This window comes from Helicobacter mesocricetorum, assembly GCF_900198605.1.
Lineage (GTDB): Bacteria > Campylobacterota > Campylobacteria > Campylobacterales > Helicobacteraceae > Helicobacter_D > Helicobacter_D mesocricetorum.
Genome location: NZ_FZPJ01000035.1, coordinates 15,899 through 40,680 on the forward strand (window position 1 = coordinate 15,899; position 24,782 = coordinate 40,680).

Annotated in this window: 27 protein-coding genes and 1 pseudogene; 11 read left to right on the forward strand and 17 right to left on the reverse strand. The window is 33.7% G+C overall.

Annotated features, from left to right (window positions below; genetic code table 11):
* Window positions 1-69: 69 nt before the first annotated feature.
* A complete protein-coding gene (locus C6H18_RS07245; RefSeq protein WP_104722438.1) occupies window positions 70-2,508 on the reverse strand; it encodes a DUF2972 domain-containing protein in 2,439 nt (812 codons plus the stop codon).
* A 418-nt stretch (window positions 2,509-2,926) separates the two neighbouring features.
* Between C6H18_RS07245 and C6H18_RS07250 the strand changes: the two genes are divergently transcribed.
* From C6H18_RS07250 to C6H18_RS07260, 3 genes and pseudogenes are all read left to right on the forward strand, one after another.
* Window positions 2,927-3,904, forward strand: a complete 978-nt coding sequence (locus C6H18_RS07250) for a DNA adenine methylase (RefSeq protein ID WP_104722466.1) — start codon at window positions 2,927-2,929, stop codon at window positions 3,902-3,904.
* A 2-nt stretch (window positions 3,905-3,906) separates the two neighbouring features.
* A pseudogene (locus C6H18_RS07255) lies at window positions 3,907-4,047 on the forward strand (type II restriction endonuclease); the annotation flags it as partial.
* 58 nt (window positions 4,048-4,105) lie between these two features.
* Complete coding sequence (locus C6H18_RS07260; protein WP_199770164.1) at window positions 4,106-4,816, forward strand: MT-A70 family methyltransferase; 711 nt, start codon at window positions 4,106-4,108, stop codon at window positions 4,814-4,816.
* On the opposite strand, the gene C6H18_RS07265 is transcribed toward C6H18_RS07260, so the two are convergent.
* Window positions 4,797-5,402, reverse strand: coding sequence for a MunI family type II restriction endonuclease (locus C6H18_RS07265; protein ID WP_104722441.1), 606 nt, complete (start codon window positions 5,400-5,402; stop codon window positions 4,797-4,799). The genes C6H18_RS07260 and C6H18_RS07265 overlap by 20 nt on opposite strands.
* Before the next feature lie 16 nt (window positions 5,403-5,418).
* Entirely contained in the window at window positions 5,419-5,628 is a 210-nt protein-coding gene (locus tag C6H18_RS07270) for a helix-turn-helix domain-containing protein (RefSeq protein WP_104722467.1), read from the reverse strand.
* A gap of 77 nt (window positions 5,629-5,705) precedes the next feature.
* On the opposite strand from C6H18_RS07270, the gene C6H18_RS07275 reads away from it, so the two are divergent.
* The 4 genes from C6H18_RS07275 (at window position 5,706) to bcp (ending at window position 7,881) form a co-directional block, all read left to right on the forward strand.
* Window positions 5,706-6,299: a GIY-YIG nuclease family protein gene (locus C6H18_RS07275; protein WP_104722442.1), complete on the forward strand. Its 594-nt coding sequence runs from the start codon at window positions 5,706-5,708 to the stop codon at window positions 6,297-6,299.
* A 232-nt stretch (window positions 6,300-6,531) separates the two neighbouring features.
* Window positions 6,532-7,065 (forward strand): hypothetical protein, encoded by a 534-nt coding sequence (locus C6H18_RS07280; protein WP_104722443.1) that lies wholly within the window; start codon window positions 6,532-6,534, stop codon window positions 7,063-7,065.
* Window positions 7,065-7,418 (forward strand): dihydroneopterin aldolase, encoded by a 354-nt coding sequence (locus C6H18_RS07285; RefSeq protein WP_104722444.1) that lies wholly within the window; start codon window positions 7,065-7,067, stop codon window positions 7,416-7,418. The genes C6H18_RS07280 and C6H18_RS07285 overlap by 1 nt, the downstream gene beginning before the upstream one ends.
* Complete coding sequence (gene bcp, locus C6H18_RS07290; protein ID WP_104722445.1) at window positions 7,402-7,881, forward strand: thioredoxin-dependent thiol peroxidase; 480 nt, start codon at window positions 7,402-7,404, stop codon at window positions 7,879-7,881. Before C6H18_RS07285 ends, bcp begins: the two co-directional genes overlap by 17 nt.
* On the opposite strand, the gene C6H18_RS07295 is transcribed toward bcp, so the two are convergent.
* The 6 genes from C6H18_RS07295 to purB form a co-directional block, all read right to left on the reverse strand.
* Window positions 7,870-8,109, reverse strand: coding sequence for a DUF2443 domain-containing protein (locus C6H18_RS07295; protein WP_104722446.1), 240 nt, complete (start codon window positions 8,107-8,109; stop codon window positions 7,870-7,872). The genes bcp and C6H18_RS07295 overlap by 12 nt on opposite strands.
* A 61-nt stretch (window positions 8,110-8,170) precedes the next feature.
* Window positions 8,171-8,842 carry an NAD(P)H-dependent oxidoreductase gene (locus C6H18_RS07300; RefSeq protein WP_104722447.1) on the reverse strand — a complete coding sequence of 224 codons (672 nt, stop codon included), beginning with the start codon at window positions 8,840-8,842 and terminating at the stop codon, window positions 8,171-8,173.
* Between the two features lie 83 nt (window positions 8,843-8,925).
* A complete protein-coding gene (gene gmhA, locus C6H18_RS07305; RefSeq protein WP_104722448.1) occupies window positions 8,926-9,492 on the reverse strand; it encodes a D-sedoheptulose 7-phosphate isomerase in 567 nt (188 codons plus the stop codon).
* A gap of 174 nt (window positions 9,493-9,666) precedes the next feature.
* A complete protein-coding gene (locus tag C6H18_RS07310) occupies window positions 9,667-10,683 on the reverse strand; it encodes a DNA adenine methylase (protein WP_104722449.1) in 1,017 nt (338 codons plus the stop codon).
* On the reverse strand, window positions 10,683-11,813 hold the full coding sequence (locus C6H18_RS07315; RefSeq protein WP_104722450.1) for a PDDEXK family nuclease: 1,131 nt from the start codon (window positions 11,811-11,813) through the stop codon (window positions 10,683-10,685). The genes C6H18_RS07310 and C6H18_RS07315 overlap by 1 nt, the downstream gene beginning before the upstream one ends.
* Window positions 11,814-11,846: 33 nt before the next feature.
* Window positions 11,847-13,178 (reverse strand): adenylosuccinate lyase, encoded by a 1,332-nt coding sequence (gene purB / locus C6H18_RS07320; RefSeq protein ID WP_104722451.1) that lies wholly within the window; start codon window positions 13,176-13,178, stop codon window positions 11,847-11,849.
* Window positions 13,179-13,369: 191 nt separating this feature from the next.
* On the opposite strand from purB, the gene C6H18_RS07325 reads away from it, so the two are divergent.
* A complete protein-coding gene (locus C6H18_RS07325; RefSeq protein WP_104722452.1) occupies window positions 13,370-14,359 on the forward strand; it encodes an RluA family pseudouridine synthase in 990 nt (329 codons plus the stop codon).
* On the opposite strand, the gene C6H18_RS07330 is transcribed toward C6H18_RS07325, so the two are convergent.
* The 7 genes from C6H18_RS07330 to uvrB all read right to left on the reverse strand — a co-directional run bounded on the left by C6H18_RS07330 (window position 14,318) and on the right by uvrB (window position 20,899).
* The gene (locus C6H18_RS07330; RefSeq protein WP_199770166.1) at window positions 14,318-15,082 is read right to left on the reverse strand and encodes a complement resistance protein TraT; all 765 of its coding nucleotides are present in this window, start codon (window positions 15,080-15,082) and stop codon (window positions 14,318-14,320) included. The two genes, C6H18_RS07325 and C6H18_RS07330, sit on opposite strands and share 42 nt — an antisense overlap.
* Before the next feature lie 2 nt (window positions 15,083-15,084).
* Window positions 15,085-16,056, reverse strand: coding sequence for a porphobilinogen synthase (hemB, locus tag C6H18_RS07335; RefSeq protein WP_104722454.1), 972 nt, complete (start codon window positions 16,054-16,056; stop codon window positions 15,085-15,087).
* A 6-nt stretch (window positions 16,057-16,062) separates the two neighbouring features.
* Entirely contained in the window at window positions 16,063-17,310 is a 1,248-nt protein-coding gene (locus tag C6H18_RS07340) for an ArsS family sensor histidine kinase (RefSeq protein ID WP_104722455.1), read from the reverse strand.
* Window positions 17,303-17,989: a response regulator transcription factor gene (locus C6H18_RS07345; protein WP_104722456.1), complete on the reverse strand. Its 687-nt coding sequence runs from the start codon at window positions 17,987-17,989 to the stop codon at window positions 17,303-17,305. The genes C6H18_RS07340 and C6H18_RS07345 overlap by 8 nt, the downstream gene beginning before the upstream one ends.
* Window positions 17,990-18,237: 248 nt before the next feature.
* Window positions 18,238-18,627 (reverse strand): CiaD-like domain-containing protein, encoded by a 390-nt coding sequence (locus tag C6H18_RS07350; protein ID WP_104722457.1) that lies wholly within the window; start codon window positions 18,625-18,627, stop codon window positions 18,238-18,240.
* Window positions 18,618-18,866 carry a hypothetical protein gene (locus tag C6H18_RS07355; protein WP_104722458.1) on the reverse strand — a complete coding sequence of 83 codons (249 nt, stop codon included), beginning with the start codon at window positions 18,864-18,866 and terminating at the stop codon, window positions 18,618-18,620. The genes C6H18_RS07350 and C6H18_RS07355 overlap by 10 nt, the downstream gene beginning before the upstream one ends.
* Window positions 18,867-18,922: 56 nt before the next feature.
* The gene (uvrB, locus tag C6H18_RS07360) at window positions 18,923-20,899 is read right to left on the reverse strand and encodes an excinuclease ABC subunit UvrB (protein ID WP_104722459.1); all 1,977 of its coding nucleotides are present in this window, start codon (window positions 20,897-20,899) and stop codon (window positions 18,923-18,925) included.
* Between the two features lie 162 nt (window positions 20,900-21,061).
* Between uvrB and C6H18_RS07365 the strand changes: the two genes are divergently transcribed.
* From C6H18_RS07365 to C6H18_RS07375, 3 genes are read left to right on the forward strand one after another with little or no spacing between them, the layout of a single operon-like run.
* The gene (locus C6H18_RS07365) at window positions 21,062-21,301 is read left to right on the forward strand and encodes a hypothetical protein (protein ID WP_104722460.1); all 240 of its coding nucleotides are present in this window, start codon (window positions 21,062-21,064) and stop codon (window positions 21,299-21,301) included.
* Window positions 21,294-21,533 (forward strand): hypothetical protein, encoded by a 240-nt coding sequence (locus tag C6H18_RS07370; protein WP_104722461.1) that lies wholly within the window; start codon window positions 21,294-21,296, stop codon window positions 21,531-21,533. The genes C6H18_RS07365 and C6H18_RS07370 overlap by 8 nt, the downstream gene beginning before the upstream one ends.
* A 2-nt stretch (window positions 21,534-21,535) precedes the next feature.
* Complete coding sequence (locus C6H18_RS07375) at window positions 21,536-23,380, forward strand: primosomal protein N' (protein ID WP_104722462.1); 1,845 nt, start codon at window positions 21,536-21,538, stop codon at window positions 23,378-23,380.
* Here the strand turns inward: C6H18_RS07375 and murD are convergent.
* Window positions 23,373-24,584 carry a UDP-N-acetylmuramoyl-L-alanine--D-glutamate ligase gene (gene murD, locus C6H18_RS07380; protein ID WP_104722463.1) on the reverse strand — a complete coding sequence of 404 codons (1,212 nt, stop codon included), beginning with the start codon at window positions 24,582-24,584 and terminating at the stop codon, window positions 23,373-23,375. The genes C6H18_RS07375 and murD overlap by 8 nt on opposite strands.
* Window positions 24,585-24,782: the final 198 nt, after the last annotated feature.

The window sequence follows — 24,782 nt, forward strand, 5'->3', positions numbered from 1 at the left end:
CAATAGCAATAAAATAAGTTGTGATAATGCGCTAATCCAACCACTATATCACAATTTCAACCCTACCCCCTATTGTTCACAAATCTTAAGAAACTCTTGATAGTATTTCCAAGATTTTATAATGTCAGGACGACAAATTTTAAGATGTCCCCATTGTTGTTCTATGGTATCTTTGAATAAATTTCTTAATTCTACATTATTAAAAATATAAGCAATCTCCTCATATTCACTAATAAGATTCTCTCTTTGCCAAGCAGTAGTTAGTTGTAAATCCCGCACAAATTCTTTTAAATAAATCCTTGTTTGCTCCAATAATTTACTATTACCCTTTAATTCTTCAATAGCATTTTGATTTTCAGCTAAAAACTTAATATCATCTTGAATAAAATCCTCAAAATCTCCAGGAAATAAATCTTTGGTAACATCAAAAAAACTCATATTAGCATTTGGGGAATCCATTATATGAATTTTAATACCACCATCTTTATTGAAACTCTGAGGATTATTGGTATTAGGATTTTTCAAGTCATCAGGATGAACAATTAAGCATCTAGGTAAGTTAGGATAAAACTTTCCACGAAAATTTTGTTTTGTAAATCTTAGCAATGCTTCTTTCTTGAGATCCCAGCCAAAGTCTTTGGCTAATGTATGAGCAGTTTGGATAATTTTATCAGGATAAAGTTCTAAAACATCTAAATAATAAATACTAAAATTCTTTTGGATAAATTGTTGTAAGGTATTAGATAGCTCATAATGCGGTAATACTACATCAATATATTTTAAATCAGGCTTTTTACTAGATACAACAATATTTTTACCATTACTTTGTTTCACTCCATTATAAGTAACAGTAAATAATTTTTTTGTCTCATAGGTAAGGTTCAAAGTTCTAATAACATTTTTACCATAAACACTATCCCAATGATTAATACCACTTTTTAAAGCCGAAAAAGGATCTCTTGTAATAGCTATAATGGTTCTAGTTTGCAACAAGGCTAAAAACTTATCACTTTCTTGATTACCTAAATTATAAAAAAGCACTAACATATTATTTCTATAAGGATTTTCAAAGGCGATTCTATAGAATTTCAAATAAGAGTTTTTAAAAGAGCCAGCTAAGTAAGTCTCATAGCTATAGTGAAAATTAAAACAATGGATTAACAAACTAGTAATAATGCCAAACCCATGATTATGGCGACATAGCAATACTAGTATATCTTTTGGCAACCCCAAATTCATCTCCCAAGCTAATTCAGCAGGAATATCTTTATAACTTATAGGATAAGGTTGTAGTGGTTGTGGTTGTAGTTTTAATTCTATATTGTTTAAGGATTGATTGTCTAAAGATTGATTATTTAAAGATTGATTATTTTCTAATCCTTTGCTTTCTAATTCTTGATTGTTTTTAGATTCTATACTCTGTGATTCTATACTTTGGAATTCCTCACTCTTATTTCTAATACTGGGACTATCTTTATTATCTTTATTATCTTTATTATCTTTATTATCTTTATCTATTGGCAAAATAGTTTCTAAGACTATAGAATGTAATCTTTTAATATATTGACTAAATGCTTTAACTTTAAGATGTTTAACTTCTTCTTTAACTCTAATCCCTATTCCCTTATTCCTCTCATTATTTTCTTTATCTTCATCTTCCCCCTTACTTCCTTTGTAATCATTCCCTGCTATTCTCTCACCTCTTGTTTTATCCTCATCCCTCTCTTCTTCCTCTTTGTCTTTATTATCCCCTTTTTTCACATTTAATCTCTGTGGATTTAATAAAGGAGGATAAGGATGATTAGTATCTATATATTGTTCTTGGTATTGTTTAGATTCTAGCCATTCTCTAATAATATTAGAGTGTTTTAAAATAAAGTCTAAATGTTTAGAAAATAGGATTTGAAAGTCAATAGCTTTAGCTTTACTACTAATAAGCTTTAATCTTTGTAAGATGCAATCTTGTGGATTATCTTGTAAATCTTTAATAAGGCTTTCTGCTTCTTTTAAAGAAAGGGTATTAAGTATAAAAGAATAAGTTTCTAAAAAGTCTTTTTGTTCTTGAAAAGCTTTATAATCTTCTTTAGCTTTTTCAATGGCACAGAAGAGCTTAAAATATCCTCCTTTATACCAAGTCTTATCAGCTTGTATAAAAGCTTCTCCTAATTTATAAGAGAGATGATTTTTAAGCTTTATAACATTTAAGGAAGGATAAGAGCAAAGAGGAGGATTTTTAAGTTGTGGGAATACTTCAAGGGCTTGGTTATAGAATCTTATCTGTGCTTTATGTTTTTGTTTTATTTGATAGAGGGCTATTAATAAGGATATTACCCCCCCCCCCACTCTTACAAAACCATAGAGTTTAGAGAATAAGGATTTATTCTTATTAGATTGTAAGCATTCTTTTATTTGTTGATTAAAATCTAAGATTTTAGAACCTAGTTTATAGGCTAAATGGTTTTTGATTTTAAAGTTAAGATTAGAGGAATAGGAGTTAGGATTAGGCATAGGGAGTCCTTATTAATTAACAGATTTTAAATTAATGTTTTTATTTCTTTTAAGATACAGAGATATAAAGACAACAATAAATCAAGAAGAATTATAACAGATAATAGAGATAAGGAAATGAGGTTAAAAAACTTGTCGATTTTACTTTATTTTCTAGCACAACAAAGCATGAGAAAGACAAAACAATAAAAGTGATTCTTGATACTTTTAAAAACAATTAAAGCCCTAAATAAAATTCTAAAACTTGGGCGAAAATCACAAAAATAGAATTAAGGATTGCTCAACTTTAAAATTTTTTATCAAGCACGAGCCAAATATGATAAAAATTAGATTTTTAACTTAAAGTTGTTATAATTTTGACAAAATAACTCAAGGGATTTCATTGATACAACAGCGGTCTTTATTCGATTTCAATCCTTTGCAACAAGATTTAAGATATACAAAGCAAAATTGCACTCCTAAAAATCATTTTTTACAGAATCTCAAAGGTAATTCCTTACATTATAAACGTTACACCAAAAGCCCTTTACGTTATGGTGGAGGCAAAACTCTAGCAGTTGGGTTAATCCTAGAGCATTTTCCCAATGATATAAAGCGTCTTGTTTCACCCTTTATGGGAGGAGGGAGTGTAGAAATCGCAAGTGCTGTTGAGCTAGGTTTGGAAGTCAAAGCCTTTGATATTTTTGATATTTTGGTGAATTTTTGGCAAGTTTTGATTGCAGATTCCCAAAAGCTTTATGATGAATTACTTAAGCTCGAACCTACAAAAGAAAATTATGCAAAGATAAAAGATGAGCTGAAAGCCTTTTGGAATGAACGACACAAAGATTCGCAAAATACTGCTCAAATCAAGCTAGATTCTCTCACACTTGCAAGAGATTATTATTTTAACTTTAATCTAAGCTATGGACCCGGATTCCTCGGCTGGATGAGTAAGATTTATGAGGACAAAAATCGCTATTTAAATGCTTTGCAAAAATTAAAAGACTTGGGGCAAGATTCTAGGTTGCAAAATCTAAGTGTGGAATGTCAAGGTTTTGAAAAGGTGTTTGAAAGCCATCCAAACGATTTTTTCTATTGCGACCCGCCTTATTTTTTAGAAGGGGATTCTAAAATGTTTAAAGGAATCTATCCTATGCGGAATTTCCCAATTCATCATAATAATTTTAATCACAATCTTTTGGCACAATGCCTCAAAAAGCATAATGGCGGGTTTATCTTAAGCTATAATGATTGCACCTTTGTGCGAGAAGCTTATAAGGATTTTAGAATCTTAGAGCCTAAATGGCAATACACTATGGGGCAAGGTGAAACGCGTATTGGCAAAAATAGAGTAGAGCGAGGCGACAAAGACAATATCAAGCAAAGCCACGAGCTATTAATTATAAAGGAGTGAGAATGAAAATAAGCGAAGTCAAAACTGCCTTTAAAATCGCTGATGTGGAATTTGTAGAGGGAAGCACGAGGCTTAATTTTAATTATCTTAAAAATTTAAAAGATGAAAAGGGAAATCCTCTACCGCAAAAAATTCTTACTCAAAAGAGCTATATTTATTAGTTCGTGTGATACAATTACAAAATATATAGGAGGTAATCTAGTGAATAGTTTATTTGATAGTATCGATAATCCACAACAAACAAATCAAAATTTTACTACTGGGTATTCTCTCTACAAGATTAAAGCCAAAGAAAAAACAAAACAGAATACTTTAGAAAACCTATTTCCTCCACTACCAAAACAGAAATACGATATTATTTATGCTGACCCACCTTGGCATTATAATGGTAAAATGCAATTCGACAAAAGTAGCAAGGATAAATATAGTATTGATTTATCAAAAGAAATTTTCATTAGTTCCGCATCTTTTCAGTATCCAACTTTAAAAACATCGGAACTAATGAAATTACCACTAAAGAATATTTCAAAGCCGGATTGTTTATTATTTATGTGGAGCTCCAGCCCTCATTTGCAACAAGCTATTGAATTGGGGATTTCTTGGGGTTTTGAATATAAGACAATAGCATTTGTTTGGGATAAAATGAAGCACAATCCCGGTCAATATACTCTATCTTATTGTGAGTTATGTTTGGTTTTTAAAAAAGGTAAAATTCCCAAACCTAGAGGTGCTAGAAACATTAAGCAGCTAATTAGAGTAGAAAGAACAAAGCATAGCGTTAAGCCTATTGAAGTTATGCAAAATATTGAAAAAATGTTCCCCACTCAATCTAAAATTGAATTATTCGCTCGGCAAAAAAAACAGGGTTGGGAATCTTGGGGATTAGATTCTTTTAATCAAGAAAATATTTAAAATATTGCTTGAAATGATTAATAACCAATTCATCACTATCTTGGTTGCTCCACAATGAGAAATGGTTTTCATATCCACTAAACCAGCAAAAAATTTCTCTTGTTCTTTTTGGGTCTCTTGCAATATCTCCTTGAAATATAATCCAAAATGGTAGCGGTATATTTTTTATATTTCCATTTTCCCTTAAAATATTTAAGAGACCCGGTGTAAATAATTTACAAGCTCTTTCGTGAGCATTGCCTCTTCCTGCGCTCATTTCTTTATTTTCAACCCAACCATCTTGTCTTTTTACTTCAACATAAAGCGTTTTGTTGGTAATAATGTTTTTAATGGCATAATCTGGAGAAATTCCGTGTTTTCCGTAGCCGTTTGGTGGGTTATATATTTTAGCTTCAATTTCTTTTGGGAGAATGATATTTTTGTAAATATTATCTAATTCTCTGGGTTTGGCTATAATTTGAAAATGTTTTAAATTATAGAAAAAATATTGATTAAACACATTAAAAAATCTATTTTCAGCATTTATGGCTTGCATACCACTTTGATTTTGCCAATTTTCTCTATTTTTTAGCTCTTCTTTTCCCATAAGTTATGCCTCAATTTTATAGCAAGTCTTTTGTCTCAACACCTAAAGCTTTAGCAATTTTTTCCAAACTTACAAGAGTAATATTTTTCTCCGCTCTCTCAATCATTCCGATATAGGTTCTATGCACTTCCGCAATTTCTGCTAACTGCTCTTGAGATAAACCTTTACTTTGTCGTATTTCCCTAATTTTATTACCGATTTTTATGTTAATTTTACTCTTTTTCATAATTTGAATTTTATTCAGAAACATACTATAATTCTACATACTAAAGTTAGCATATATTTTATATATTAGGGATATGAATAATACGCTTTATTAGTAGTAAAAAGTCTTTTATTTTTATAATAAAGGGAAGCACGAGATTAAATTTTAATTATCTTAAAGATTTGAAAGATGAAAAAGGCAATCCTCTATCCCAAAAAATTCTTACTCAAAATGTGGCAAGAGTTTATTTAATAGTTGTTAATGGCGAGATTAAAAAGATTGGAGGCAGTCAGAGTGAGGGAGGCATTAAAAATACCTTATCTATCTATCGTGATGGAGGAACAAAGGGACGACCAAGCATAAGAAGTTTTGGGATATGGTATTTCCTCTATCACACCATTTTAAGCGGTGCAAAAATTGAATTTTATATGATTTACCAAGAAAATTTTATCAAAGACATTAAAGGGCTTTTTGGATTGAAAAAAGTGCGAAATGCTTATATTTCCTATAAACTTATTGAGCAGTGCTGCATTGAATATTATTTGAGTGTTGAAAATAACAAATTCCCTGATTGGAATGTGCAAGAGCAAGGCTTAGATTGGCCACTTGATATTAAAAATGAACATACAGAGATTTTGAAAAATAGCTCTACACGAGAGAAAATCATTAAAAGAAAAGAGGTAAAAAGGTAAGTGATGATTGGTTGTTTTAATTCTATTTGCAAGATATTATTAATGATTTTTTAGAATTTCGCGGAGCATATGAAGCAGTGTGAAAATATAATTGATGATTACAAGCGTTAGATATCCTATCATAAATAAAAGAGATAGAGAGGGATATTATAAGTATTTAAAGTGATTAAGCTTATTAAGGCTTGAAAATAGAATCACAAATCGCTAAAATCACATTATCAAAGGAATAAAAATGCTAAAACCCATTCTTGCTGCCTTACTAGCATTATTTTTTAGTGGTTGTTTAAGTCGAGAATTACCCCTCATACATCATTACGAACTATTTGTTAAAGACTCTTCTAATGCTTGTGAAAGCTACCGAAATTATCAATGGTTAGGGATTGAAGTAGCCAATAAAATTAATAGCAAAAATATAGCCTACAAAGAAAGCCCCAATAAAATAGAATATTTTTCTAAAAATCAATGGATTACTAATCTTTCAGATATGCTAGATACCCTCATTCCTAAAATAGCGAAGAATCATTGTATTGCTCTTTTACAAACTCCAAACATTCCACAATCTTTAAAAATTTCAATCTTTGATTTGCATTTTGAAGACTCCCAAATTTTCTTTAATGCCCAAGGCGAAACACTTAAAAACAATATACCCTATGTTTTACCCATAAGAGCAACTATTGCTGTTGAAAATGGAGGATTTGAGACCATTATTGAAGCTATGAATAAGGCTATTATAGTAGCATTTAATGAATTTTTTAAAGCATTATAATGCATTATGAAATTGCCTTAGAAAATTTCCGCTTTGAAGCAATTTTAGGGATTCTACCCTTTGAAAGGACAAATAAACAAAAAATCCAAATTGATTCTTACTTCACTTATCATACGCATTCCAAAAATGACTTTTTAGATTATCGCCTTTTAAAAAACTTCTTGCGAGATTCTTTTGAACAAAACTTCCGTCTATTAGAAGAAGTTTTAATGTATTTTTTTGAAGAAATCCCCAAAAGATTCCCACAAATTACCTCTTTTTGCATTAAAATTACAAAATTAGAAATTTTCAATGATTGCAAAGTTTCTATGCAAATCCAATACCCAAAGGAATACAATGGAATTAACAATTAACCAAGAAGCCCCACTTTTCACGCTACCCAATCAAGATAATGCCGAAATCTCTCTTAAAGACTTTAGAGGCTCTTATGTTATTGTCTATTTCTATCCCAAAGACAAAACTCCCGGTTGCACGACAGAAGCTTGTGATTTTAGGGATAATTTAACAAACTTTGAAAACCTCAACGCCATTGTGCTTGGCATTAGTCCTGATAGTGTGAAATCTCATCAAGGATTCATAGAAAAAGAAAATTTAAACTTCACACTTCTAAGTGATACCGACAAAGAAGTGCTAAAGCTTTATAATGCGTGGGGAATTAAAAAGCTATATGGCAAGGAATATGAAGGGGTGATACGTTCAACTTTTATCATCAATCCAGAAGGAAAAATAGTTGCTCTATGGAAAAATGTCAAGGTTAAAGGGCATATTAATGAAATTAAAGCAAAATTAGAATCCCTACAAAAATCACCAAGTTAAAACTTCTTTTTTAATCTTATTTAAGCTATCAATAGCCCCCTTAAGCCTTGAAACTTCATTATCAATTTGCTGAAGATTCCAAGCTCCCAAACTCTCTGGCATATCTTGTGAGCCTCTTTTTATCATCACATAATCTACAAAAGAAATTTTTGCTAAACCTAAGAGCAAAGTAATTTCTGCCTGTGCCTCTTCAATTTCCCGCAAAATACTATCAATGCGCTCAAACATCCATACTCCTTTCTAAATACTTTTGAAAAATTAAAAATACAAAAACTCCAAAAGTATCTAGTTAAACATACTGCACAATTTTTTCTAAACTCTGTCTAGTCTTTGGACGATTGGCATTTTTATCATTATCCCTATAACCAAATGCCACCATAACACAAACACCAAAATGTGCGGTATCTATAATTCCAGCATCGCTTAAAATCTTATTAGCAGCCTCTTCATTAAAACCTTCAATAGCACAAGAATCAATCCCTAAAGCGGCGGCGGCTGTTAGCATATTTGCCAATGCTATATAACATTGCTTTCCAGCCCAATCAAAAATTTTCCTATCATCTTTTAATAACCCAAAGTCTTCTGCTAAAAACCGATGAAAAAAATCTTTTTTAATTTTTTGAATCTCACTAGGAATCTTCTGCACTTCCTCTATCATATATTGAATATAAGCACTATCTACGACTAAATCTACCTTTTTCCTTGCAAGGATAACGACAAACTCACTAGCATTCTCTAAAGCATTTTCCCCACCCCAACATACAGGCTTCAAGGCATTTCTTAATGTCTTATCATTCAACACAAGAAACTTCCAAGGTTCAAAACCAAATGATGAGGGGCTAAGTCTAGCAGATTCTAAAATAACCCCAAAATATTCTTGAGAAATTTTTTTAGTAGCACTAAATCTTTTACACGCATAACGAAAATTAAAAATCTCTAAAAGCTTATCTTTTTGTAGCATCTAAATTCCTTATAATTCAATAAAGCATAATATCCAAATCTCTCTTAATATCAAGATAGTTTTGCCTTGCATTATAGGTATCCTTAACCAACAAATGCCTGCTCAATTAAATCACAAATAATATGTGCCATAAGCAAGTGCATCTCTTGAATCCTTGCTGTATCATCACTAGGGGAAATAAGCAAAATATCGCATATTTCTTTCATCACCCCACCATCTCTACCACTAAACCCTAGAGTCTTACATTCCATCTCTTTAGCAAGTCTTAAGGCATTAACCACATTAGCACTCTTGCCACTAGTAGAAATACCCCATAACAAATCTCCCTTATTCGCTAAGGATTCAAATTGTCGAGAAAATACAAACTCATAACCATAGTCATTGCCAATGGCACTTAATGCGCTAGTATCTGTTGTTAGAGCAATTGCTGCCAAGCCTTTTCGCTCCCTCTTATACCTACCTGTAAGCTCCGCAGCAATGTGTTGAGAATCCGCCGCACTGCCACCATTTCCACAAATAAGTATCTTTCCACCTTCTTTTAATGTTTGTATCGCATTCTTAGCGGCTACCTCTATGGAAGGAACTAGATTTGCCATAGCATTTGCCACCATAATATGAGAGTTTATTTCTTCTAAAATATGGCTTTTCATAAATAACTCCTTTATTTGTTGCTATCATAGCGAAATTTATAAAAGTTTGAGTATTTTTTGCAGTATTGAACTAGCAAAATGCAATCCAAGCCCTAAGATTCCCAATGCCAACAAAACCCAATCAATATTTCCAAAGAATCCCAAATTATCATCTTGCTTCCCCAATAAACAAAACTAATACTTCTGTAAAATATGCAAATACTCTCGCGTGGAATCTTGTTTTTGGATTCGTTTGGAATCTGCCTTAAATCTTTGATGTTTTTGGCTTTTAAGTGAATATCTACCATAATTTTCAAAAATTGCACGAATTTGCTCTAGGCTTAAAATACCCTCATCATTGTAGCTTAAGAATATCCATTCAAAATTTGCATTTTTGATTAAACTTTCAAGTTCGCTTGCAACTTTTGCCTTTTTACACCAATTAGATTTTTGATATTCTCTTAAACCTGTTTTACCTTTTGGGATAAAGTCATCATAAAGAGCGATCGTGTTAAGAAGGTGATAATTTGCACCATACTCTCTTGAGTTATAAGGTGGGTCAAGATAAAGAATATCTCCCTTTATTCTAGCAATAATTGCATTTGCATCTTCATTAAACACCAAATGTTCATTTTTATTACATTCAAAATTAGCAGGAGTTAATACGAGAGGTTTTATCGCACTTTTTTTAAGAGTTTTCAGAAATGCACCATAGACAGAAGCAGTATTTGCGATTTTATCAGCAGACTCTAAAAGTGAGGCAAGTAAGAAATAATACTCTTTTTCATCGATAAAGCCAGATTCTTTCCATTCTTGAATCCTTGTGCGCACTGCATCAATTTTCATTGCATTTTCATTGCTAAAATATTGTCTGCCACTACCCCCACCTAATGCGTAATTTGTATAAATTTTGCTTTGAATGGGTGGAGTTTGTTGTGTGCAATTTAGAATCTCCAATAATTCCTGCGCACGAGGCAGAGTTTGATGATTGTCAATATAATTTTTGCTCAAGACGAAGCTATAATATTCTTTGTCGTTGCTAATCACTTGTTTGACTTGGGTTTTAAATAATCTTCCCACAGCTGAAGTTCCTGCAAATATATCACAAAAGATAGAATCTTTCAAAGGTTTTGCATAGGCTTTTTGGAGTGTAGATTCTATGCTTGTTTGTAGAAAGTGAGAGAGTTTAAATTTAGAACCGATGTAGTTCATCAAAATACCTGATTAAATGTTATAAAACAATCTTGAATCTTAAATTCTACATACATTATGGGTAAAATATTGTTTTTCTCATTAAATATTCGCACTTGTTGATAAAAGTCCTGATAACAAGTAGAATTTTTATTAGTGGTTTCTCTACAAATTATCATTGGTTGGATATCTGATGGACGATTTGGAATATAATATTGCTCCAACCAATCAATATATCGTTGAATTTGCCCTAAAATTTCAGTATAAACACATGTAGATTTTAATTCTATAGGAATAATTTTTCTTGGATTTTCAGCAAGGGATAGCATAATATCGATGCGTTGCATTCCAACACCACAGCTTACCTCATTGCCTAACCATTCAATCGGCTGATTTTCCAAAATTCCAAATAGTTTAGTTTCATAAATAGATTGTAAAATGTAGGCTTGCAAATGTGCTTCAAATTGATTATTTCGTGAATATTTATAAATCATTCTAGGTAAAATATTGAATTGCTCTTGTCTGCCTTCGTAAGTATAATGAGTAGAAATAGGGATAATCTCCTGTTGTTTCAAATTAAAGCTAAAATAATTTCCACTAATATTTTGCTTTAAATTTTTATCTCTAATTAATGAAATAAGCCTTTCACTCTCATAAATAGTAATCACTGTATTATCACGATTACCCTTTAGTTTTCTATAAATGAGACTCCACAACATTTGATTAGGAGATTGTATTGTTTTAATTTCATCTAGTGCTTCCCATTCTGTAACACCCTTGCTATAAACTTTTTCAGGCTCAATTAAACATCTAAAAGTAAGGGATTTGTTAAGTTCTTGTTTAAGATATTGTTGTTCATCGTTATTGTCAAAGAAAAATTTATTTCTTACTTTAAATACACCAAAAAACTTTCCCTCCCCAATGCCAAATTGAAAATTTTGTTGCAAATAAAAAATGATTAAATCTCCAATTTGAACTCTTGAAAAATCTGCAACCATACCCAAAATAGTATTCTCTGTTTGTGGCGCAAGCTGCGTTGTTGGACTATTATTAAAATCGATAACAGAATCTTTCATACCCGTACCAACGAACATATATTCCAAGTGATATTTAAAAGTTATAGCATCTACAATAAATACATGTGTTGTCATTCAACTCCCCATAATCTCATAAAGAAGCCCTTGCTACTCCCCAAACACTCTCTTAAAAATCGCATCAATATTTTTTGTGTAATAGCTAAACTCAAAGCATTCTTTAATGGCTTCCTCCCCAATTAGCCCAACAAGCTCACAATCACTAAGCAAATACTGCAGATATAAGGATTCTCCTTTTTCATTCACTGCTGGTTTGCCCTCTTGCAGGTCCTCCCAAACTTTCATTGCGTTGCGTTGCACGATTTTATACGCATCTTCACGACTCACACCCTTTTTAGGAAGCTCTAGCAAGATTCTTTGCGAAAACACTAATCCGCCTGTAAGATTGAGATTTTTCATCATATTTTTAGGATACACAACCAGCTTTTCAATCAATCCAATCAAGCGGTGCAACATAAAATCAGTCGTAATAAAACCATCAGGCAAAATAAACCGCTCCACACTTGAATGACTAATGTCCCTTTGATGCCATAATGCAACATTTTCCATTGCTGGAAGCGCGTAAGAGCGTATGATACGACAAAGTCCAGTGATATTTTCACTTAACACAGGGTTGCGTTTATGAGGCATTGCACTACTACCCTTTTGCCCCTGACTAAAATACTCTTCTGCCTCATAGACTTCGGTGCGCTGCAAATGCCTAATCTCCACAGCGATTTTTTCACAACTACTTGCCAAAAGTGCTAAATCACTCATTAATCGTGCGTATCTATCCCTTTGAATAACTTGATTACTCACAGGAGCAGGTTTAAGCCCCAAATCTTTACATACAAGTTCTTCTAATTCCATAGGGGTATGCGCAAGATTCCCCATTGCCCCACTTAACTGCCCTACTGAAATAACCTCAAGTGTAGATTTTAATGCTTCTAAATGTCGCCTCATCTCATCATACCATATCGCACAAACAAGCCCAAAGGTAATAGGTTCTCCGTGGATTCCGTGACTGCGTCCTACCATAAGTGTTTCTTTATGCTCCATTGCACGAGCTTTTATCTTCTCTTGCAAATCCTCCACATCTTTAATGATAATCTTAAGCGAATCCCGCATTTGTAATGCCACAGCTGTATCAATACAATCACTAGAAGTAATACCATAATGAAACCAACGCGATTCCTCACCTAAAGATTCCGCAACGCTTGTAGTAAAGGCAATAAGGTCGTGCTTAGTGATAGCCTCTATTGCATCAATCCTTGCAATATCAAATTTGGCATTTTTACAAATTTTTTCACAATCTTTATCTGGGATTAATCCTAGTTTATTCCACCCCCTCACTAATGCCTTTTCTACTTCTAGCCAAGCATTATATTTTGCCTCTACACTCCAAAGTTTTTTCATCTCCTCTCTTGCGTATCGTTCTACCACCTTTTCTCCTTTAGGATTTCTCTAAATCATTTCTCAAATCTTTGCTTTTATGTGCTTTAGAAGCTTCTTGCAAAAGATTCTAACAAAACTTATCTAAAGGGATTTGTAAATCCTAATGACTTTTTTATATTATTTGCAAATCCCCCTTATGTTAAAATAATCTTTCTATAACCCCACCTAAGAGTTGCCAAATGCCCTTTATAAAACAAAGCTTCCCCATACAAACCCCTATAAAAGCCTACCAATTCCTAATGCAGAATCTAGGATTTAGTATGCCCAAAGCTCAATCACATATCAACAAAGGGAGAGTCCTCTATAAAGGCAAACCTCTTAGCAATAACGAAAAAAATAAAATCCTCGAAGATTGCGTGGATATTATCCTTTTTAAGCCAATATCCAAAGGCTTAAAACCACTTTTTGAAAATGAAGATTTTGCACTCTTTAATAAACCCACACAAATGCTAATCCACCCAAAAGGAAGCTTTAATCATTACAGCCTTATTGATGAGATAAAGCTCCATTGTGGCAAAGAAGCTACACCAATCCACAGAATCGACAAAGAAACCAGCGGATTAATCCTTGTTGGTAAGCACCAAAATGCCATTAAAGCCTTAGGAGAATTATTCGCCAAAAGAAAAGTTTTAAAAGAATATTTAGTCTTAGCAAAAGGACAAATTCCTTATGAATCCTTTTGCATAAATTGCCCCATAAGCACACAACAAAAGGGCGGAGATTTAAGTGTTCGCTCTGTGTATCTAGGGCAGATTCCACACAAAGAAAAACTATCCTTTAAGGTAGCAAAAACCACCTTTGAAACTCTAGGATATTATGGAGATTCTACCTTGCTTAAAGCTACCCCCATTACAGGAAGAACCCATCAAATACGAATCCATCTCTTAAGCATAGGATACCCCATACTAGGAGACCCTCTTTATGGTTGCGAGGATAAACACGCAAGAGAATACTTAGAAAGTGAGTTTATTAGCCAATCCCAATCATCCCCTCTAAGCCCACAAAAAAGATTGCAGTATTTTCACAGCGTCCGATTAATGCTCCACGCTTATAGCCTAAGATTTACCCATAAAGGCAAATCCTACCACTTCAAAAGTCTCCAAAACTTTGAAATAAAGCCCATACTCTTAGAAGATTCCTGCAATTTGTGTAGCGATTTTATCTTCTAAAATTTCCACGACTTCATTAAATTGCAAATTTAACTTTGTAGCTTCTGCAAACATCGAAGCTTGTTTTTGGGAATAGTTAGACTTAAAAACTTGTTCATTATAATTTGTTTGGTTATCATTAAGCTTCCCACCACCTTGAGTAGGAGCTACATCTCCGCTAACACTATTCAAAAGTCCTTGTATTCTAGTATCTTTCACTTGTGCTTGTTTATTAAGTGTTGCATTAGTATGTGTTGTTCCACCTCGAATCTTTTGTCTTATATTAATATCAACTTGCATTTGGATAATCGTATCTTCTGTAAGTTTTCCCGCTAATGCCCCAACAGCAGCACCTAATAATCCACCAACAACAGTTCCTGTGGCAGAATTATGATTATATCCTCCAACTCCAGCACCAGCAACCCCTCCAATTGCCCCAGCAGGTGCTGCATTATTTTCTTTTTTAACATCAAGATAAAGCACATTAAGTTGCAAAATATAGGTAGCCATTTGGGGATCATCAGAGATAGTATAACCCTTTGCCAATAATTCTTTAATAATCTTAGCCTCTAAATCTACCTTCTCCCCACTGGTATTGTGCATAGAAAGAAAAATACTTTTTTTATCTTTAGAAACAGGATCAATAAAAATACTTTGACTCATAGTTACCTTGCTCTGTATTTGCGTTGTTAGACAACCACTCAACAATACAAGAGAAATAAAACCTAAAACTATTCTAATCATAACTATCTCCTCAATAAATTTGCAATTTCTTTGGCGTGATAGGTAATAATAATATCCGCCCCTGCTCTCTTAAAGCTTGTCATTGTCTCAAGCAAAATGCGTTCATAATCAATAATACCTGCCTTTTGTGCAAATTTTAACATCGCATATTCGCCACTAACATTATAAACCGCCAAAGGCAACAAAGTTCGCTCTCTAATATCCCGCACAATATCCAAATAAGCTAAAGCGGGTTTCACCATTAAAATATCCGCCCCTTGCTTCTCATCTTCTAAGCTTTCTAAAATCGCCTCTCTACGATTGGCAGGGTTTTGCTGATAGCTTCTTCTATCGCCAAAGCTTGGCGTGCTTTGCGCTACATCCCTAAAAGGTCCATAATACGCACTTGCAAATTTGGTAGAATAACTCATAAGCGGTATATAATTAAAACCATTAGAATCTAAAGCCTTCCGCAAACTCTCAATCATTCCATCCATCATTCCACTAGGCGCAATCAAATCTGCCCCGCTTTGCGCTAAGATTAAAGCTTGTTGGTTAAGTATCTCTAAGGTTAAATCATTATCGACACTTTGTAGTTTAGGATTTAAAATCCCACAATGCCCGTGGTCGGTATATTCGCAAAAGCACAAATCAACACATACAAGCAGATGGGGGAACTTTGACTTTAGGCTACGCACAGCTTGGGCGACGATGCCCTCTTCGCTCAAAGCTTCACTTCCTATGCTGTCTTTTATCTTTGGAATCCCAAAGAGCATAATGGCATTTATTCCTAAAGATTCTAAAACCTCGCATTCTCTTAAGAGATTATCAAGACTAAGCTGAAAGACATCGGGCATACTTTCGATGGAGTTTTTAATATTCTCTCCGTGCGTAATAAATAAAGGATAAATTAAATCTTGCGTCTGAATATGACTCTCGCATACAAGAGTGCGGATAGCAGGATTAAACCTCAACCTCCTTAATCGTCTAAACATTTGCCACTATTTCCTTTTTAAGACTATTTCTTGGGATACTACACTTTTTATAATAAAATTATTCTTATTATTCCAATGGAAATATTCTAATTCCAATCCTTGCGTATCTAACACACTTTGGATAATATAAATTCCAAGCCCCAAACCACCCCTTTGATCTGATTCTTTATCTTTAAAAAAGGGCTTAGAGAGATCTTTTAAGCTATAAGGTAGCGGGGGAGCATAGTTTTTAATGATTAAATCCCTCCCCTCAACTATAACCTCAACCTTTCCTTTGCTTTTGTATTTTAAAGCATTATCAATAAGATTTTTTATCGCCAAAGCAATGATTTCTAAATCCACATATAAAATAAAATCCCCCTTAGGCAAAACAAACAACTCTTCTACCTGCCCTTTATCCAACAAAAGCATAGTAAAAACCTGATTTAAAATCTCACTTAATTGATAATCTTGCTTATTTAAACAATAATTGCGTGAGCTTAATTCTTCAATTTTAGCAAACTCATTAATGAGTAAATTTAAACGTTCAAACACGGAACAAAGCCGCTCTTTATACATCGCATTATCAATCATTTCTGCGGTGATTCTACCCTTTGTGATGGGAGTTTTTAGCTCGTGCATAATAGCGCGCAAAAAAAGATGCCTTGATTCATTAAGTGCATTGATTTTTTGCACCGCATTATCAAACTCCCTAGCTAACTCTCCTATTTCATTGTTTTGATAAATTTTGCACGATATATCCATCTGCCCATTAGCAAATTTTCTAATCTCTTTGCGTAAAGTCTTTAGCGGCAGGATACTTCTAATAACCAACACAAACAAAAAGACTACAATAAAAAAAGCAACAAAAATAAGAATATAATAATTAAATAGCTTATTCATATGAAATTCTCCATAGAGCTTCCACTCTCCGGGAGTTTGCACAAGCAAATAAACATTATTTTTCTTTTTAATAATCTTAGCAAGCACTCCATTATCCAAATAGGGCGTTAAATACATTTGAAAATCTTCCAAAATTTTAGAATCTTTAATAATCTCTAAATCAAGCTCATCAAGATATTTTTCAATCAAATCCACATCTCCACCAAAACGGACAAGCTGATGAATGGTTGCTAAAAATTGTGTGTATTTTAATTGATTGACCTGCATTTCTTTTTCAATTTCTTTATGAACAAAATAATAAGAAAATGCCCCAAGCCCAACAATGGCAATTACAAAAAGGATAATAATTTTTACAAAAATAGAATTAATCATTGTCTTTTAGCTGGAGTTTATAGCCAATCCCGCGCACAGATAGAATATATTTCTTTCCATTTTTTTCTATTTTAGAGCGCAATCGCCCAACAATAACATCAATACTCTTATTCCCAGAATCAGGACTAATAGAATCAGAATGAGAGGCTATGGCTTCCCTTGTTAGAGCTTGATTTTTATTCTCTAGCATAAAACTTAAGATTTCATACTCCGCCTTGGTTAAATCTAATAATTCATTATAAAAATAAATTTCTCTACTTCCCTTATTAAGCGTAAATGGATAAATAGAAAGCTCTAATTCATCCGCCTTTTTAACTAAATTATAACGACGAAGCACACTATGGATTCTAGCCACCATTTCTTTAGGATCATAGGGCTTTGAGAGATAATCATCCGCACCATATTCTAATCCTAAAACTTTATCATTGATATCATAACGTGCAGAAGTTATTATTATAGGAATATTTTTTTCTTTTGCGACCCTCTTGCAAACTTCAAGCCCATCTAAATTTGGGAGCGTTAGATCTAAAAGAAGGAGGTCAAAATGTTGAGTATTAATCGCACTCATACCCGTATAGGGTTCATCATAATTCGTAACATTAATATTATGAGCCTTGAGATATTCACTAAGAATGGTCGCTAATTCTAAATCATCTTCTATCATCAGTACTTCTAGCATGGCATTTTCCTTACAAAAAGGAGGATTGGGTATTTAGGGGGTTCATTAAAATTTTAGGAAAATGCCCGCTAGAACTGATAATACTTTCAAAGAACTTACTCACACTAAGTGTCCTTAAACAAAGGAGGAGTGGATGAAAAAATCTTATTTCTAAGAAAAAACAAACTTTCGTTTGTATCTCAATTCATCCAATTGAGATAGCGAAATTATAAAAAAAGAAAGTAAATAAAAAGTAAATAAAAAAATTTTCATTTTGCATTCTTTTTTTCATCAATAATCGCCAAAGCAAATTCTAAAAAATTTAAAATCATATCAACTTTGTTTTCAATATCTCTGTTGTTTGGGGATTGCAATCCTTCAAATAAAACCAAGATTCGCTCTTGAAGAGCATTAAGAAATCTCTCTTCTTCTAAATAATGCTTTTTAAGAATATCCTTTAAGGCTTCAATGTCTTTAAAATCAAGCTTTTCTATCTTTCTTTGGTAAGGTTCTAATGTTTCTGGCTCTTTTAAAGGCTCTTCTTGCGCTGGTAAAACATCAAGTAACTCATCTCGTTCTAATCTCGGTTCTTTTAAAGATTCTTTTGGATTGGTATCAATTTCTGCTAAGGTCTGTAAGATTGCTTCTTTTAGTTCCATAATTGTAATAACCACCTTTCAAATTCGTTAAATTCTACTTTGCTATCCATTTGGACAAATAAATCCAACATCCCCACATCTGCCTTTCCATAACTTTTGCGATTACTAATTAATCGCCTTAGAGCAATCTTTGCCTCTGCATTATCGGGATTTTCCTGTAAAAGCATCTTATAAATTTCCGCTGCTTCATTTCGATACCCTTGAATCTCATAAATACTTGCAAGTGTTAATGTTTTCATATCTTTTTACCCCTTTATGCAGAAATTGTAGCATAAATTTAAACCATAATTCCTAACTAAATTTTTCTTAACTTTGCTATTTCATCACGCAATCTAGCTGCCTCTTCAAACTCCAAAGCCTTAGCCGCTTGTTGCATTTTTTTACTCAATTCTTTAATCATCTTTTCTCGCTCACTTTTTGGCATTTTTTCTTTGTTTTTGGATTTTTCATAGAGAATTCCTAAATCCTGCATTTTCAAATCCTCATCAAGCTTCCTTGAAACACTTTGAGGCACGATATTATACTCTTTGTTAAATGCCTCTTGCTTACTCCTTCGATAATCTGTTACTTCCATTGCTTTTTTCATAGAATCTGTAATTTTATTAGCAAAGAGTAAAACCCTTCCATTGACATTCCTAGCAGCTCTTCCCATTGTTTGGATAAGGCTTGTCTCGCTCCTTAAAAACCCCTCTTTATCCGCATCTAAAATAGCTACTAAAGAAACTTCGGGTAAATCCAGCCCCTCACGTAACAGATTAATACCCACTAAAATATCAAACTCTCCAAGCCTTAAGCCCCTAATGATTTGATTGCGCTCAATGGCATCAATATCAGAGTGCATATAACGCACTTTTAGCCCCAAATCACTATAATACTTGGTTAGCTCCTCTGCCATTTTCTTTGTTAAAGCCGTTACAAGCACACGTTCTCCCCTTGCAATAACCTTTTTAGCCTCATCATAGAGAATCTCTACTTGACTATCGCATTCTAAAACTTCATAAACAGGATCTAACAATCCTGTTGGTCGAATAAGCTGTTCGGCAATGTGGTTTTTGCTTAATTCTAGCTCCCTTAAAGCAGGAGTAGCAGAAACAAAAAGAAAGTGCGGGGCTTTGTGGATAAACTCCTCATATTTTAGCGGACGATTATCCAAAGCACTAGGCAATCTAAAACCATACTCTACAAGCACTTCTTTACGACTTCTATCTCCAGCATACATACCGCCAAATTGTGGCAAACTTACATGGGATTCATCAATAATTAATAAATAGGGTTTGTTTTTTTGTTCAAAATAATCTAAAAGAGAATAAGGGGTCTCACCGGGTTTTTTGCCCGTTAAATGCCTAGCGTAATTTTCTATCCCCTTACAAATCCCGGTAGATTGTATCATTTCTAAATCAAACTCTGTGCGACTTTTTAACCGCTCATACTCAACCATTCTCCCCTCTTTTTTAAAAAATTTCAAACGCAAGGCTAACTCTTCTTCAATACTTTTTATCGCGATATTTAATCTATCTGCACCTACGATAAAGGGATTTGCCGCATAAAGCACAAAAGATTCTACTTTTTTTAAAAGTTTCTTATCAATAGAATCTAAAAAGGCAATAGATTCTAATTCATCTCCAAAAAACTCTAATCTTACAATCTCATCCTCACTATAAGCTGGATAAATGTCAATAACCTCACCATTAACGCGAAAATCCCCCCTATCAAAGAAATTATCATTGCGTTTATACCCCATATCCACCAAACGCAAAAGCAAAGATTTTTGCGAATAACTCTTCCCAATCTCAAATTTCTCTATCATTTCTAAATATTCTTTGGGGTTTCCTAAACCATAATTTGCCGAAACAGAGGCTACAACAATGCTATCATCATAGGCTAAAAGAGAAGTGGTTGCAGAAAGCCGCAATCGCTCTAGTTCCTCATTAATGCTAGAATCTTTTTCGATAAATAAATCTTGACGCGGAATATAAGCCTCTGGCTGGTAATAATCAAAATGCGAGATAAAATACTCGACATGGTTTTTTGGAAAAAACCCTTTAAACTCACTAAAAAGCTGTGCGGCTAAAGTTTTGTTATGCGTCATAATAAGCGTTGGCATTTGGAGCTTTTGGATGATATGAGCCATACTAAAGGTCTTACCACTCCCTGTAACGCCAATAAGCGTTTGATAAACACTTCCTGCTTTTATAAAACCGCTTAGAGTTTCTATGGCTTGAGGTTGATCCCCTGCTGGAGAATAAGAAGAATTAAGAATAAACTTTTGCATTCCATACTTTTCTAAGAAATAATTTCATCAAATTATAGATTTTAATACTTATTTCTCACTTACAAAACCACTAAAGAGAAATTTTGAATATCCTAAATGATAATTTAAACTATTCTTAACCAAATAATAATAAAATGCAGTATTTATTTTTAGGGATACAAAATGGAAGAGACACAAAACATTTCTAACAAATTATTACAAAGCATTGATGATTTACTCAATGAGTTACAAAAAGTTCGTGATGAAAACCAACAATTACGTCAACAAATTGTGCTACTAAAAGCAGAAAATGAAGCAAAGAACTCTGAAATTAGTTCGCTTTATGATGAAATTAGTGCCAAAGAGCGAGAGTTAGAATCTCTATTAAACAAAATCCAAAATGTTCTTGGTAGCAATGGATAATAGCTTTCGCGTTAGCATCACTGGTCGCTATTATGATATACCCACTAGTGATATTTCAGAATCCACACTAGAAACACTCAAAGAGCTAATGAATGAAAATGGCTCTATTGATCCTAGAGATCTCCTAAAGGCTTTTTTAGAGGCTTCTGAAATATCCAATACATTGCAAAGTGCAATCACTCAAGCCCATACAAAAATACAAACAACCAAAAACACCATTAATATTTCTTAAAATTGTTTTATTATCTTATTGCGCTTTTTAAACAAAAATCTCCCCCCCTAACTTATGAGAGCATAGCCCCTTTAAACATTGGCGAAGTGGTGGAAGTTCCTTTGCTAAAGAGAAACCTTAGGGGTGTTGTCTTAAAAGCAATCCCAAAGCCTAACTTTGAATGCAAACCCCTAAAGCCTCTAAAAGAATATTTTTCACCCTCCCAATTCCAACTCGCAGAATTTATTGCAAGTTATTATTGCAGTAGCTATGCTTCAAGCTTTGGAATTTTTATGCCCTTTATGCAAGACTCTATACAAGATTTTCCCTCTCTTAGCTTTGAAGTCAAGCCCCTTAATGAAGAGCAAACCCAAGCACTAAATTTTATAAACTCCCGCCAAAGCTCTCTTTTGTTTGGAGATACAGGGAGTGGCAAAACAGAAATTTATATTCACCTACTTAATCAAACCCTCCAAAAAGGTAAAAATGCTATTTTTCTTATGCCAGAAATCGCCCTAACCCCACAAATGGAAAAGCGTCTTAAAGCTGTTTTTGGGGAGTGTATTGCCTTTTGGCATTCTAAAGTTACCAAAAGTAAAAAACAAGCTATTTTGCAAAAGCTTAAACAAGGAGAGATTAGAATCCTAGCAGGTTCTCGCTCAAGCTTCTTTTTGCCCCTTAGCAAGATTGGATTAATTATTGTCGATGAAGAGCACGATGATGCTTATAAATCATCTTCTTCCCCGCGTTTAAACACGCGCGATATTGCGCTGTTTCTAGCACAAAAAAACCATATAAAGATCCTTTTAGGAAGTGCAACCCCCTCATTAAACATCTATTATAAAGCCTTACAAAAGCAAAATATCTTCCGCCTCAAAGGCTCTTTTTATAAGTCCCAAAAGGAATTTATCTTTTGTGAAAGCCACGATTATTTTCATCCCCTCATTATAGATAATCTTGCAAAAAATCTAGCAGACAACAAACAAGCCATTGTTTTTTTACCCACAAGGGCGAACTTCAAGCATTTACTTTGTAGCCATTGTGGTGAAACCATACAATGCCCATATTGTAGCGTCTCTATGAGCTTACACAAAAAAGATTCTAGCCTTAAATGCCATTATTGCCATTTTACTAGCCCTATCCTATCAACCTGCCCTACTTGTGGTGGTGATTTACAAAGCCTAAGAATTGGCACGCAAGAATTTGCCAAAGAACTCTCTACTTATTTACCCAATGCTAAAATTGCTTGTTTTGATAGGGACTCTATTACCACACAAAAACAACTCACCCAAACCCTAGAATCCTTTAACCAACACAAAATTGATATTTTAGTCGGCACACAAATGCTCACCAAAGGACACGATTATCATAATGTCGCTTTAAGCATTGCCTTAGGCTTAGACTATCTCCTCAAAGGAAGTGATTATAGGGCTAGAGAAAAAACACTAGCTTTAATGGTTCAATTAGCAGGAAGAAGCGGGAGAAAGGAAAATGGTAAAGTGATTGTCCAAACTCTGCAAAAAGACTTTTTTCAACGATATTTGCAAGATTATGAGGAGTTTTTAAAGAATGAATTAAAGATGAGAAAAAACCTCTATCCGCCCTTTGTTCGCCTAGCCCTTATTAAAATATCTCACAAAGACAAAGAAAAAGCCCATTTACTTATGCAAAAAACACTAAAGGCACTCCCTCCACACAAAAAAGTAGAAATCGTAGGCTATGGCGATGCCCCTATCGAAAAAATAGCCAACAAATGGAGATGCGTTATTTTGTTGCGAAGCCTTGAATCCAAAGCCTTGCATTTTGTTTTAAAGTCTTTGGAGGGTTTTGCTTGTGAGATAGATATTGACCCCCTAGATTTCAACTAAGCACATAAGCCTTAAATAGCTCACCTCTTTGCTTATAAGAGCTAAACTGATCCAAACTCGCAGCAGCAGGAGAGAGCATAGCCACACTTTGTGAATCGTGATTTTTTTTAATAGCCTCAATCGCATTTTCTAAGGTATGGCAGAGGACGCAAGGTTTTTGAAACCTTTGTGCTAAAGCAACAATTTTTTCCGCATTAGAACCAATAGCGTAGAGGGTGATTTGGAGATTCTTCATCCTATCAAAAAGCGGGGTTAAATCAGCACCTTTATCATCGCCACCTAAAATAAGATAAAGAGGCTTATGTGCGTAGCATTTAATTGCCTCTAAAGTCGCATCCACATTAGTCCCCTTGCTATCATCTACCCATAAGCGGTGCAGACTATCATAAAACTCCTCAATCTTATGCGCCCCGATTTTAAAGCTATTAAGCAAATCATAATCTAAAGTATTAAAGAGAATCTTAGTAGCACTCAAAGCAAGGAGACTATCAAGCAAAAATGGCTCTTTAAAAAATATTCTTTGGGTATTAATGCCAAAAATTTCTGCAAGATGTTTAGAATCTCTATAAAAAAAGAGTTTTGCAAGAGAGCTTTTTGCATAAGGATGGCTTTCAAACACTTGCGGTAAAATGGCAATTTCTTTATCCCTTAAGGATAAAAGGGGCTTGAGCTTATCCTCAACATAAGATTCATAGCTACTATGCCAACTAATATGATCTTGAGAAAGAGGCAGAAGCAAATACAAATTAGGTTTAGCCCTATTGGTATAATGCAGGGTAAAGGAGCTAGTCTCTAGTATCCAAATGGGAGCGTTCGTTGGCAAATCCGCTAGAGGGGTGCCGATATTTCCCCCGCTAATAGCTCCTTTGCTCTGAAGCAAAAAAGTTAGCATTTCTGTTGTGGTTGTTTTCCCATTAGTTCCGCTAATCCAAACACTAAAGGGCATACAATGGCTAAAAAAATCATACTCACTAATGGGATTAGTAGAGAGAATGAGTGGATTTTTTGGAGGGATACCCGGAGTGGTTACAACCCTAGCATCAGGATATTTTTCTAATGTTTCTAAAAGCCTACAAGGAGGAAGCAAAAAATTACCAAAAGAATCTTGAGATTCTTCTTTAAAGCTATCATCAAAGATAAAACAAGGGCTAAACTTCCTAGCAATAGCCTGATTGGTTAATCCATATCCTAGTAAAATCAACATAAGCACTCTTTAAATAAAGCCTTTAAATAATGAAGCATAGTATAATAAGTTTCCTTATAAAACACCTATCGTAATATTCTTAAAAAAATACTTAATATTTTTTGGTATATTTGGGTATAATGGAGCATTTCTTGCTAACAAGCAATGAACTTTATTTTCAAACAACAAATTCAACAAAAGGAGTCCCAATGCAACCAA